The following is a 12,969-nucleotide window of genomic DNA, read 5'->3' on the forward strand; positions in this document are numbered from 1 at the left end:
CGCGGCGCGCCCGGCCCCGCCCTTCCCCGCTGTCCGCGGCGGGGGCCGGGGCCCCGGGGGGGGGGCGGGGGCGGGCCCCCCCCCCCCCCCCCCACCCCGCCGATGCCGATGAGGTGGACTGTGCCCAGGTCCTCGGCGGTCAACCCGCCAACCGGCTTCAGCTCCACGGTGCTCACAGCGCCACGCTCCTCAGTGCAGATGAGTTCATCGTCCTGCGACCGCCTGGATCACAAAGTCCAGCAGCGCCTCGTCGCCGTCGCGCCGGCCGTACGCGCTGGCCGAGCGGCCCATCGCGGTAAGCCGCTGTGGGTCGCGGGCGAGCGGGATCACCGTACGCTCGATCCACTCGGGGGTGAGCTCGGCATTGTCCACCAGCAGGCCGCCGCCGGATTCGACGACGGGCAGCGCGTTGCGCTTCTGCTCCTGGTTGCTGTGCGGGTAGGGCACGTAGATCGCCGGCATGCCGATGGCCGTGGTCTCGGCCACCGTGATGGCCCCGCCGCGGCACAGCATCAGGTCCGCGGCGGCGTAGCCGAGTTGCATGTCCGACAGGTACGGCACCACGACGTAGGGCACCGGCAGGTCGGTGGGCACGTCGAACGGGTCGTTGCGCCCGCCCTGCACGTGCAGGACCTGGATGCCGGCGTGCGCCAGCTTCTTGGCCGCCCCGGCGACCGCGAGGTTGATCGTGCGGGCCCCCGAGGAGCCGCCGGAGACGAACAGCACCGGCAGGTCGGGGCGCAGCCCGAAGTGGGCGAGCGCCTGGGGGCGCAGCGCGGCACGGTCCATCCGGGCGATCGCGGTGCGCAGCGGCACACCGACCACCGTGGCCTCGCGCAGCGACTCGGCCGCCTGGGGCTGGCCCGGAAAGCCGACCGCGATGTTCTTGGTGAACCGCATGCCCATCCGGTTGGCCACGCCCGGCGGCACGTTCACCTCGTGGATGACGATGGGCAGCTCACGCCGCCAGGCCGCCAGGTAGGCCGGCACCGACACATACCCGCCGAAGCCCACCACGACGTCGGCCTTGACCTCGTCAATGATCTTGCCGGCGGCGTGCGAGGACTTGTACATGCGGTCCGGGGTGCGCAGCAGGTTGAGGTTGAGCGAGCGCGGCAACTGGAACGCCGGGATCACCCGCAAGTCGTAGCCGGCCGGCGGGATGAGCTCGTTCTCCATGCCCTTGGGGCTGCCCAGGGTGGTGATGCGCACCTCGGGGAAGTGCCGGCGCAGCGCGTCGGCAAAGGCGAGCAGCGGATAGATGTGACCGCCGGTGCCTCCCCCAGCGAGCACGACCGACCGCAGCTGACCCATCACCGTCTCCTTCCGGCCCCCCTGGTAGCGCCCATCTTCTGCGCCGGCGGGCGCAGTGGTCCCGGCCGCCGCACGGGGGGTCGCGGCGGCAGCGGGGCCCAGACTAGCCGGACCCACCGAGCGGGCGGACGGGCGTGCAGGGCCCTGGCGGCGTCCGGTTCCGCCCGCGCGAAGGAGGCGAGAATACCGACTCCGGCCATCGTCACGACGAGGGCACTGCCCCCGGAGGAGATGAACGGCAGCGGCAGGCCCGTGATCGGCAGGATTCCGATGACCCCGCCGATGTTGATGACCGCCTGGGCGACCAGCCAGGTGGTGATCCCGGTGGCGGCGAGCCGGCGGAACGGGTCGTCGACGCGGCGGGCGATCCGGAAGCCGGTGTAGGCCAGTACGGCGAACAGCGCGACGATCACCATGCACCCGACGACGCCCAGTTCCTCGGCCACGACGGCGAAGATGAAGTCGTTGTCGGCGGCGGGCAGCCAGTTCCACTTGAGCGCGCCCTTGCCCAGCCCGACGCCGAACCAGCCGCCCTCGTAGATCGCCGAGCGACCCTGGAGCAACTGGTAGCACAGGTCGGAGCCACACTTGTCCAGCGACTGGAACAGCACAGTGATGCGCGCGAGCCGGTAGTTGGGCTCACCCTCGGCGCCGGAGCCGGCACCGCGTGAGGCGGCCGCGATGAGCAGACCGATGCCGGCCAGGCCGAGCACCCCCAGCGCACCGAAGATCCGCAGCCGGATGCCGGCGGCCCAGAGCAGGCCGATGATCAGCGAGAGCAGCACCAGCATCGTGCCGAGGTCGTTGTAGCCGACCAGCACGAACAGCAGCCCGACGACGGGGAACAGCGGCATGGACAGCTCACGCCAGTAGCCCAGCGAGGCGCCCTTGCGCGCGATGATGTCGGCGCCCCACAGCACCACACCGAGCTTGGCGAACTCGGCGGGCTGCAGGCCGAGCGGGCCGACATAGAGCCAGAGCAGGTCGGCGCGCAGCGGGCCGAGGTAGACGCCCTGCTTGGTCACCGGCAGGACGTGCAAGCTGCCCAGCGCGCCGATCAGGTCGAGCACGCCCAGCAGCACAACTGCGGCGCCGAGAATGTAGACGCCCAGGAAGCGCAGGGTGGTGGCGGGCAGCCGCTGACAGACCCAGAACCCGACCAGGCCGAGGGTGGCGAAGATGAGCTGGTTGCGCACCGCGGTGAAGGCGTTGCCGTCCTCGGCGTACGCCCGGACCGCCGTCGCCGAGAACACCATGGTCAGCCCGATCAGCAGCAGCAGCGCCGAGCTGGCGATCAGCAGGTAGTACGACGACAGCGGGCGCGCGAGCAGCCCGTGCACCGCGGGCAGCATCTGCTGGCTCAGGGTCCTGGGGCGTACCGGCAGCGGCGCGGGCTGCACGGTGGCGGCCGGCGACACGGTCACCGTGGTGCGGGTATCGCTCTTGTCCTCCGCCATGCCCCCATCATGGTGGCGCGACACGCCAGCCCCGGGATGCGAACCTGGCGTGTCGTGAGAGATCTATCCCATGACCGCCAGGAAGTCGGAGTAGAAGAGGCCGAGGCCGATGGCCACGCAGATGCCGGCCACGATCCAGAAGCGGACCACGATGTTGACCTCGCTCCAGCCGGCCAGCTCGAAGTGGTGCTGCAGCGGCGACATCCGGAACACGCGCTTGCCGGTGGTCTTGAACGAGATGATCTGGATGACCACGGACATCGTGATGATGACGAACAGCCCGCCGATGATGATCGACAGCAGCGTGGTGCGGGTCGCCATGGCCAGGCCACCGATCAGGCCGCCCAGACCGAGCGCGCCGGTGTCACCCATGAAGATGCGGGCCGGCGAGGTGTTCCACCACAGGAAGCCGACACATGCCCCGGCCGCGGCCGCCGCGATCAACGCCACTTCCAGCGGGTCACGGACTTCGTAACAGTAGTTGCCGGCGTAGTTGGTGTCACCGCACCAGTGCCGGTACTGCCAGAAGCCGATCAGCGCGTACGCCCCGAGGACCAGGATGGACGCGCCGGTGGCGAGCCCGTCAAGTCCGTCGGTGAGGTTCACGCCGTTGGACATCGACATGATCACGAAAACGAACACGATGACCGAGCCGACCTTGCCGACATCCAGGAAGCTGATGTCCCGGATGAACGAGATGTGCTCGCTCGCCACGGTCTGACCGTTGGTGCTCACGACGTACAGGGCGGCCACGCCGAGTCCGCCGCCGACCACCAGCTGACCGAGCAGCTTGCCCTTCGCGCTCAGGCCCGCGGAGTTGCGTTTGCGCACCTTGAGGAAGTCGTCCAGGAAGCCGACAGCGCCGCAGAACACGAACAACCCGAGCAGCACCAGCGCCGTCATGGTCGGCTTGACCTGGGCGATCTGAGCCTCGGGCAGCGTGGTCAGGGCGACGTGCCCGGCCACATAGGCCAGCACCGTGGCGACGATGAACGCCACCCCGCCCATCGTGGGTGTGCCCTTCTTGCCCTGGTGCGAGGCCGGTCCGACCGAGCGGATCGGCTGGCCGGCCTTCAGCGCGGTGAACACGCGGATCGCGACCGGGGTGCCGAACAACGAGATGATGAACGCGACCGCGGCCGCGACGATAACTGCCCTCACGGGCTGACCTCCCCAGTGGCCACACGCAACGCGTCGGCCACCTCCCACGTCCGGTACCGAGAACCCTTTACCAGCACGACATCTCCCGGGCGCAGATCGCCCGTCACGGCCGCGATCGCCGCTGCCTGGTCGGCGGCGGCAATGGCAGAACCCGTCCATTCCGGTACGTCCGCAGCTCCGTCGAGCACCGCAGCCGCCCCGGCCACCGCGATCAGCCGGTCCACCCCGAGTTCGGCGGCGAGCCGGCCCACCTCGGCGTGCCCGGACACTTCCTGATCGCCCAGCTCGGCCATGTAGCCGAGCACCGCGATCGTGCGTCCCTGCCGGCCCATCGCGGCCAGCGCCCGCAGCGCCGCGGCGGTGGACGACGGGTTCGCGTTGTACGAGTCGTCGATCAGCGTCACCCCGTCGGACCGCTCGACCACGTCCATCCGGCGCTCCGAGCGGATGCCGAGGTCGCCCAGCGCCGCGGCCAGCTCGACGACCGGCAGGCCCGCTTCGAGCGCGACGGCGGCCGCGGCGAGCGTGTTGGACACCTGGTGGCGCCCGGCCACGGCCAGCCGCACCGGGGCGTTGCCGGAGCTGGTGACCAGGGTGAACGCCGGGCGCCCGCGAGAATCCAAGGTCACGTGCTCGGCTCGTACCGTGGCATTGGGATCTTCCCCGAACGTCACCACCCGCGCGCTCGTGCGGGGCGCCATGCCGGCCACCAGCGGGTCATCCGCGTTGAGCACCGCCACACCCTCGGCCGGCAAGCTCTCCACCAGCTCGCCCTTGGCCTGCGCGGTGCCCTGCATGGACCCGAACTCGCCGATGTGCGCGGCACCGATGTTGAGCACCAGAGCAATGCGCGGCGCAGCGATCCCGGCCAGATAAGCGATATGCCCGATCCCCCGCGCCCCCATTTCGAGCACCAGGTAGCGGGTGTCAGCGGTGGCCTTGAGCACCGTGCAGGGAAAGCCCAGCTCGTTGTTGGGCGAGCCGGGCGGCGCCACCGTGTCCCCCAGCCGCGCGAGCAGCTGACCGATGTAGTCCTTGGTGGTGGTCTTGCCGGACGAACCGGTCAAGCCGACCACGGTCAGCTGCGGCAGCCGCTGCACCAGCGCGTGCGCGAGCTTGCCCAGCGCGTCGAGCTGATCCTTGACCACCACGCCCGGCTGACCGGTGTCCCGGGTGCCCAGCACGGCGGCGGCACCGGCGGCGATCGCCTTCGCCGCGTACCCGTGCCCGTCCACCTTCTCGCCCTCGAACGCCACGAACAGCCCGCCGGGCATGGGGGCCCGCGAGTCGTACTCCACCGGGCCGCTCACGATCGTGGTGCCGTCGCCGGCGACGCTGCCGCCGGTGATCGCGGCGATTTCGTCCAGAGTCATCGGAATCATGCGGCACCACCCGGGCGCGCGGCCAGCGCGGCGGCCAGCTCGATCCGGTCGTCGAACGGCAGCACCTCGCCGTTCACCTCCTGGCCCCGCTCGTGTCCCTTGCCGAGGACCGCGACGACGTCGCCGGGGCCGGCCAGTCGTACCGCCTCGTCGATGGCGGCCCGGCGGCCCGCCACTTCCATGATCTTCGCAGGTGCGTTGGCCTGCTCAGCCCCTGCCCGCACGGCGGCGCGTACGGCGGCCGGGTCCTCGGTGCGCGGGTTGTCATCGGTGACCACCACCAGATCGGAACCGCGCGCGGCGGCCGCCCCCATCAGCGGGCGCTTCCCGGTGTCCCGGTCGCCGCCGGCGCCGATGACGCACAGCACCTGCCCGCCGCGAGCCGTGGCCAGATCCCGCAACGCGGTCAGCGCGGCGACGATCGCGTCCGGCTTGTGCGCGTAGTCGACGACGCCGAGCACGTCACCCGGCGCGTCCACCCGCTCCAGGCGGCCCGGAACTCCCTTGCAAGCCGCGATGCCATCCGCGGCCACCTGAGCGTCGATGCCCGCCGCGACCAGGCTCGCCAGGGCCAGCAGCGCGTTCGCCACATTGTGCCGCCCGGGCATCTCCACCCCGGCGGGGATGCTCCGGCCCCGATGATGCGCCTGGAACGTCTGGCCTTCGCCGCTCTCCGCGATCGCGGCGGCGTACCAGGTGGCGCTGCTGTCGCCGTTCGCCGAGTAGCTGATCGTGGCCGGCTTGAACAGCGGCTTGAGCGCGGGCTCATCGGCGTTGAGCACCTCGAACTCGCAGCGGCCGTCGAACAGCCGCGCCTTGGCCGCGAAGTAGTCGTCGACGTCGGCGTGGAAGTCGAGGTGGTCCTGGCCGAAGTTGGTGTAGCCGCCGACGGTGAAGCGCACCCCGCCGACCCGGCCCATCACCAGGGCGTGGCTGGACACCTCCATGACCACGGCGGTGACCCCGCGTTCGAGGGCGGCGGCGAGGATGGCGTGCAGGTCGGTGGCCTCCGGCGTGGTGCGCGCGCTGTGCACCACCAGGTCGCCGATGCGGGTCTCGACCGTGCCGATCAGCCCGGTGGTCAGCCCGGCCGCTCGCAGCCCCGATTCGACCAGGTACGCGGTGGACGTCTTGCCCGCCGTACCGGTGAGGCCGATGACGGTGAGCCGCTCGGAGGGGTTGCCGTAGATCGCCGAGGCGGCCACGCCGAGCACCGCGCGCGGGTCGGGCACGACCAGCACCGGCAGGCCCGAGCCGGCCGCGAGGTCACGCCCGGCCGCATCGGTGAGCACCGCTACGGCACCGGCTTGCGCGGCGGCCGCGGTGAACTCGGCGCCGTGACGCCGGGCACCCGGCAACGCGGCGTAGAGATCACCGGGGCGCACCTCGCCGCTGGCGTGGGTGACCCCGGTGACGCTCGACTCGGAGCCGCTCGTCTCGGCCTCGACCAGCACGGCGAGGTCGGTCAGCCGGTACGGCCGGACGGTCTGGGGACGGGGAATGCCGGACACGGCGTCAGACCCTACCCGGTGCCATCCATACCGCTGGCAACGCCATACGGCGCACTAATCCTTCCAGTCGAACTTCGGCGCCGGGGTACCGGACGGTGGCACATAGTATTGGCGCAGCGCGGAGGCCATCATCTTGCTGAAGGCCGGAGCCGCCACGTCACCACCGGTGCCGTTGGGTACGTCGGCGAACACGCCCACCACGAACCGGGGGTTCTCGGCCGGTGCCATGCCGATGAACGAGCCCGCGTTGTGGGAGGTGTACTGCCCGTCGACCAGCATCTTGCCGGTGCCGGTCTTGCCGGACACCCGGTAGCCCTCCACCTTGGCCTTGGTGCCGGTCGCGCCCTTGGCGTCGACGACCGCTTCCATCATTGTCCGCAGCTCGGTGGCCACCTGCGGGCTGAGCACCCGGTGCGTCTCCGGCGCGGCGGGCGGTGTCGACTTGCCCGTCCTGCCGGAGATCGTGGCCTTGATCAGGTGGGGCTGGATGTACACGCCGTCGTTGGCGATCGCCGCGTAGCCAGCCGCCATCTGCAACAGGGTGGCGTCGACGCTGTGGCCGATCGGGACCGCGCCGTACGCCGAGCCGCTCCACTGCGACGGCTCGAGCAGCTTGCCCGGTGCCTCACCCGGCATCCCCTCGTTCGTGGCCCGGCCCAGCCCGAACTTCTGCTGGTACTCGTACAACTTCTCCTTGCCCAGCTTCTGCGCGATCCGGATCGTGCCGATGTTCGAGGAGTACGCCAGCACCTGCGCGACGGTGAGCTTGGTTCCGTTGGCGAAGCCGTGGGTGTCGCTGAACGGCCGGTCGCCCAGCATCAGCCCCTTGCCCACCGTGACCACGCTGTCCGGCGTGATCACGCCTTCCTGCAGGGCCGCGCCGATCGTGAACGCCTTGTGCGTGGACCCTGGGTCGGTGATGATGCTCGACACCGCGTCGTCCCGCTCGTTCGGCTTGGAATCAAACGCCTTCTGCGCGTTGTACGTCGGGTAGCTCGCCTGCGCCAGCACCTCACCGGTCTTGACGTCCAGCACGATCGCCCCGGCCACCGTTGCGTTCACCTCCTGCATGTACGAGGTCAGGTACTTCTGGACCTCGAACTGCAGGTACGTGTCGATGGTGAGCTCGATCGACGAACCCGGCGCGGCCTTGGTCTCGCGGTTGTAGCCGCCGGGGATCTCCTTGGCGAGGTCGCCCTGGCCGGTCTCGTATACCCGCTTGCCGTCGGTGCCGCGCAGCACGTCGTCGTAGCGTGCCTCAACGCCCTCCAGCCCGGTGCGGTCCTCGCCGGTGAAGCCGATGAGGTTCGCAGCCAGGTCGGCGCCGGGCACATCGCGGCGTTCGTCGCGGCGCGACCCGATGCCCGTGAGGTTCAGCTTCTTGATGGTGTCGGCAGTGGAGGGTTCCACGCCGCGCGCCAGGTATTCGAAGTGCGACTCACCGCCGCCGGGGCGCTTCTTCTTCGCCAGCAGTTGCATGAGGTTGGACTGCGGCACCCCGAGCAGCGGCGACAGTTGCGCCGCGACCTGCTGCGGGTTGTCGACCATCTCGGGGTCGGCGTAGATGTAGCGCGCTTCCACGCTGTGCGCGAGCACGGAGCCGTTGCGGTCCAGGATGCTGCCGCGCGGGGCGGGCAGCACGATCTCGGTGAGCCGCTTGTTGCGCTGCTCCAGCAGGCTCGCCGCCTGCGCAGGTGAGTCCATGACCTGCAGGGCCACCAGCCGTACGCCGATTGTCACGAACAGCGTGAGCGCGAGCACGGTGCCCAGCCGCAGCCGCCGGGTGCTGTTCGCCAGCTTCGGCGCCTCGGGCGGGATGACCGGCCGGCGAACCCGGGTATCGGGCTGCCTGCGGCGCGGATCACGGGCCGGCGCCGCGGTGCGACCTTGCGCTGCCTGACGAGCTGTCACCGGTTGACGAGCCGGCATGGCCTTGCGAACCGGCGCATCCCCGCGGTTTGGCGCCGCGCTGCGACGCGGGTTGGCCGTGGTGCGGATGCGGGCAGCGCCAGCGGTTGCGCGGGTGCGTGCCGGCTCGCGGCGCTCCTCGCTCTTGGCCCGGCGGCCGTCGTCGCTTTTTGCCCGGCGGCCGTCGTCGCGGCGTGCCGTGTCCTCCCGGCTGCGACCGCGGCGGTCGTCGCTCCGGCCGCGCCCGTCGTCGCGTCCCCGGCGCCCGTCGGCCGAACCACGCCGATCGTCGTCGCGTCCTTTGCTGCCGTCACCTGCACGGCGGCGGTCGTCGTCGCGGCCCCGGCGCTGCGGTGGCGGGTCGGAGTCGTCGGCATCGCGGCGGCGATCCTCGTCGCGGTGCAGGTCCTCGTCGCGGCGGCGGTCGCGCACCGGGCGGCCGCCGTCGAGCACCTGCAGGGCCGGGCGGAACGGGTCGCCGGTGCGCCCGGCCCGCGGGGACCGGGTGCGCTGGTCGCTCTCGCGGACCGTGCGCCCACGCGGGGTGTACGCCCGCGCGTCGCCGATCCCGCCGAAACCCCGCTCGCCGCCCCCGGGGTGCTGGTCCTCGAGTGACGCGCCGCGCCGGGGCTCTCCCCGGCGCGGCGGCTCGTCGTTACGCGGCGTCACCGCGTTACTGCCCTGCGGCTTCGCCGGTGCCCGGACCCGCGGTCTTGGCCGCGTCGGCCGCCTTCGCGGCGTCGACGGGGTCCTGCGCCGTGACCGAGGTCTGCCCGCTACCCGGTGCCGGCACCCCGATGATCTTGCCGTCGGGCAGCCGGATGTAGGCCGGCGAGTCCGCCTTGACCAGGCCGAGCGCCCGGGCCGCGGCGTCCAGGTTGCCCGGCATGTTGCGGGCCGCGATCTCGTTCTCCAGCGACTGCTGCCTGGCGTCCAGCGACGCCTGCTCTTTCTGCAGCGTGTCCAGGCGGAACGAGTTCTCGGCCGTCTTGGTGTTCACCAGCAGGATGCCCAGCACCCCGACCACCACGACACCCGAGACCAGCGCGATGAACGGCGCCCGCGGCGCGTTGATCGGTGCCGGCGGCGCGACCCGCAGATGCGGTGCCGCAACGGTGCTGCGCGGGTGATCGGCGCGCGGCTCGGTGTCGGGCTTCAGCGCTGCTGTCCCCCGTACCGGAAAATGCCGCGCAGCGCTGGTGCTCTTGCGGGTGTTGCTCTTGTCCCCCTGGCTCGCGATCCGGCCCCCCGACCGCGCTGCCGTTGTCATGCGCTCGTTCAATGCCCCTCCCCCTTCTTTCGTGCCCCCGGGCGCGTACGCCCTCGTCCCCCCTGGGCCGACAGCCGAGGCCGTTCGCGTTCGGCCTGCCCTGCCTGCCCGTGTACGTCGATCCGTTCTGCCGCCCGCAACTTCACCGATGCCGCCCGCGGGTTGTCGGCCACTTCCTGCTCCGTCGGCGGCTCTGACCCCCGGGTCAGCAGCCGCAGACTCGGACCGGTCCCGGGCAGCTCGACCGGCAGGTCGATCGGCCCGGTGCTGCGCGCCCTCTCGGCCAGGGCGCGCTTGACGATCCGGTCCTCCAATGAGTGGTACGACATGACGACAAGCCGCCCCGTCGGGGCGAGCAAGTCCAAAGCAGACGGCAATGCGGACTCAAGTGCGGCGAGTTCCGCATTTACCTCAATACGTAGCGCTTGAAACGTTCTTTTGGCGGGATTTCCACCCGTTCGGCGCGCGGCGGCCGGAATAGCGTCCCGCACCAGGTCCGCCAGCTTCGCCGACGAGACGATCCGCGCCTTCGCCCGCTCCCGCACGATCGCCGAAACGACCCGGGTGGCGAACTTCTCCTCGCCGTACACCCGCAGGATCCGGACCAGCTCGCCCGGTTCGTAGCCGTTCACCACGTCCTCGGCGGTCACCCCGGCGGACTGGTTCATCCGCATGTCGAGCGGGGCGTCCTTGGAATACGCGAAGCCGCGGTCCGCCTCGTCGAGCTGCAACGAGGACACACCCAGGTCCATCAGTCCACCGTGGAACTGCGCCAGCCCGAGCTCGGCAAGCACCTCCGGCAGCTCGTCGAAGACCGCGTGCACCAGGTGCATGCGCCCCTCGAACCGCTGCAGCCGGTGCCGGGCGTGCGCCAGCGCTTCCGGGTCACGATCAAGGCCCACCAGCGTGATGCCGGGGTTGCGCTCCAGCACCGCCTCGGCGTGACCACCCAGGCCGAGCGTGAAGTCGACGTGCACCGCGCCGGGCCGGTCAAGGGCGGGAGTGAGCAGCTCGAGACAGCGCTCGAGCAGCACTGGCACGTGTGTGCCGCGCAGCTCCCCCATGTCGACCCCCATCGCCCCAGCTTCTCCTTGCGTGCACCACCCGGCAGCCATGCCCGGTTGTCGTCCGATCGTCATCCGTACCGCCAGATCCCCATCCGCTCATGCCCGTTGCCGTTCGGGCTTGCCCTCGGCAGAGGACACACGCCTGGCACCGGGGAAGAGGCGCCAGGAGCGGGAGCGGGTGGAGATCTCGCGTTACGGCGGCGGCGACGCCCGGCCGGTTCCACGGCCGGCGGATGCCACGCCTACAGACCGCCGGGCAGCACCCCCTCCTCGATGTCGGCGAAGTCGTCCTCGCTCGCCGAGAGGTATTGCTCCCAGGACTGCTTGTCCCAGATCTCCACCCGCGTGCTCGCCCCGATCACCACGAGTTCGCGGTCGAGAGCCGCATACTCGCGCAGGTGACCCGGGATCGTGACCCGGCCCTGCTTGTCCGGGATCTCGTCGTGCGCACTGGCGAAGAACACCCGGCTGTAGGCGCGGGCCGCCTTGTTCGTGACCGGCGTATCGCGAAGCTGCCCGGCGATGCGCTGGAACTCCGGCATCGGAAACACGTACAGGCACCGTTCCTGCCCCTTGGTGATCACGACACCTCCCGCCAGCTCGTCCCGGAACTTCGCCGGAAGGATCAACCGGCCCTTGTCGTCCAGGCGCGGGGTGTGAGTGCCGAGGAACATCGGCCCAACCCCCCTGCCCATCGGCGGTTCGCGGTCCGCCTCGTTCGCTCGGGCCAGCAGGTCCGTCCCGGCCTGCCACTGTCCTCCACCTTACTCCACTTCACTCCACTCGCAACCGGAATCGGGCCGTCCGCGAACTTCCTTCGGAGACGAATGCGCACGTCAAACGGGGTGGGGTGGAAGTGGAGGGGTTTACCGCTCCGACCATGGTCCACTTTCCGACAAGGCGCCCAAGCGGGCACGAAACTCCGCGCAAAAAGGGCGTTACCCGCACTGGGTAACGCCTCGGGGAGGGAAGTGGAGGGATTGGTGGAGGGATTTCCGCCCCGCCCTTTTGCCGGCTGGGCGGCTTCACGGCCGGTCTTGCTGGATACGACAGCGGGGCACGACCCGTGCCGGGTCGCGCCCCACTGAACTGTCGCTGGAGTTACCGTCAGGCGGCGAGGCGCCGTACGACGTAGTTGTTGCTCCAGATCTTGTGCTTGCCGACCCGGGCACCCGAGTGGGGCGAGTCGTAGATGTAGCCGCCACCGGCGTAGATGCCGGCGTGGTAGCCGTACGAGCCCGATCGGAAGACGATCAGGTCGCCGACCTTCTTGTTGCTCTTGCTGACCGACTTGCCGTACTTCTGCTGCGAGTTCGCCTTGTGCGGCAGGCTCTTGCCGACCGCCTTCTTGTAGACGTACTTGGTGAAGCCCGAGCAGTCGAAGCGCGAGGGACCCGAGGCGCCGTACTTGTACAGCGCGCCCTTGTGCTTCACGGCCTCGTTCAGGATCTTCGCCCCGGCCGCGACCTTCGGCTTGTTGACCGTGATCTTGATGCCCGCGCTCGTGCCGTAGCCGAATGTGCCCCAGCCCGTGTACTGCGTGCGGAACCAGGTGGTGATGCCCGGCTTGGCGGTGAGCGCCACCGTGCCGTTGGCGGTCACGGACTTGGCCGTCCAGGTGGTCCACTTGCCGTTGCGCAGGGCCTGGAGGCGGACGGACCCCTTGGTGACGACCTTACCGGTCCTGGGGTTGATAACCTTCGCCGTCACCTTCACCGACTTGCCCTTGGTGATGGTGCGGGTGGCCGAGTTGGTGATCTTGGGCGTGACCTTTGCCACTGCCGCCGCCTTGACCACCGGAACGGTGGATGCGGAGGCTGCCGGCGTCGCGATCAGCTGACCGGCGCAGAGGCAGAGACCCAAGGACAGTGCGACTGATCCGGTACCGACGGACATGCG

General features: G+C 70.5%; 10 protein-coding genes. All 10 read right to left on the reverse strand.

Annotated elements, in window-relative coordinates:
- Positions 1-204: 204 nt before the first annotated feature.
- Positions 205-1,314 carry an undecaprenyldiphospho-muramoylpentapeptide beta-N-acetylglucosaminyltransferase gene (gene murG / locus TFC3_RS33995; RefSeq protein ID WP_067510314.1) on the reverse strand — a complete coding sequence of 370 codons (1,110 nt, stop codon included), beginning with the start codon at positions 1,312-1,314 and terminating at the stop codon, positions 205-207.
- Entirely contained in the window at positions 1,314-2,666 is a 1,353-nt protein-coding gene (locus TFC3_RS33990) for an FtsW/RodA/SpoVE family cell cycle protein (RefSeq protein WP_067510357.1), read from the reverse strand. The genes murG and TFC3_RS33990 overlap by 1 nt, the downstream gene beginning before the upstream one ends.
- 168 nt (positions 2,667-2,834) lie before the next feature.
- Positions 2,835-3,932, reverse strand: coding sequence for a phospho-N-acetylmuramoyl-pentapeptide-transferase (mraY, locus tag TFC3_RS33985; protein ID WP_067510316.1), 1,098 nt, complete (start codon positions 3,930-3,932; stop codon positions 2,835-2,837).
- Positions 3,929-5,314, reverse strand: coding sequence for a UDP-N-acetylmuramoyl-tripeptide--D-alanyl-D-alanine ligase (murF, locus tag TFC3_RS33980; protein ID WP_067510318.1), 1,386 nt, complete (start codon positions 5,312-5,314; stop codon positions 3,929-3,931). Before murF ends, mraY begins: the two co-directional genes overlap by 4 nt.
- A complete protein-coding gene (locus TFC3_RS33975) occupies positions 5,311-6,825 on the reverse strand; it encodes a UDP-N-acetylmuramoyl-L-alanyl-D-glutamate--2,6-diaminopimelate ligase (protein WP_067510320.1) in 1,515 nt (504 codons plus the stop codon). Before TFC3_RS33975 ends, murF begins: the two co-directional genes overlap by 4 nt.
- Before the next feature lie 54 nt (positions 6,826-6,879).
- Entirely contained in the window at positions 6,880-9,402 is a 2,523-nt protein-coding gene (locus TFC3_RS33970) for a penicillin-binding protein 2 (RefSeq protein ID WP_082772753.1), read from the reverse strand.
- 4 nt (positions 9,403-9,406) lie between these two features.
- On the reverse strand, positions 9,407-10,003 hold the full coding sequence (locus TFC3_RS33965; protein ID WP_067510322.1) for a hypothetical protein: 597 nt from the start codon (positions 10,001-10,003) through the stop codon (positions 9,407-9,409).
- An 8-nt stretch (positions 10,004-10,011) separates the two neighbouring features.
- Positions 10,012-11,079 carry a 16S rRNA (cytosine(1402)-N(4))-methyltransferase RsmH gene (gene rsmH / locus TFC3_RS33960; protein WP_067510324.1) on the reverse strand — a complete coding sequence of 356 codons (1,068 nt, stop codon included), beginning with the start codon at positions 11,077-11,079 and terminating at the stop codon, positions 10,012-10,014.
- Between the two features lie 233 nt (positions 11,080-11,312).
- Positions 11,313-11,744, reverse strand: coding sequence for a division/cell wall cluster transcriptional repressor MraZ (mraZ, locus tag TFC3_RS33955; RefSeq protein ID WP_067510326.1), 432 nt, complete (start codon positions 11,742-11,744; stop codon positions 11,313-11,315).
- Between the two features lie 433 nt (positions 11,745-12,177).
- Positions 12,178-12,966, reverse strand: a complete 789-nt coding sequence (locus TFC3_RS33950) for a C40 family peptidase (RefSeq protein WP_067510328.1) — start codon at positions 12,964-12,966, stop codon at positions 12,178-12,180.
- Positions 12,967-12,969 lie beyond the last annotated feature (3 nt).

This window comes from Actinoplanes sp. TFC3, assembly GCF_001553785.1.
In the GTDB taxonomy this organism is placed as follows: Bacteria; Actinomycetota; Actinomycetes; order Mycobacteriales; family Micromonosporaceae; genus Actinoplanes.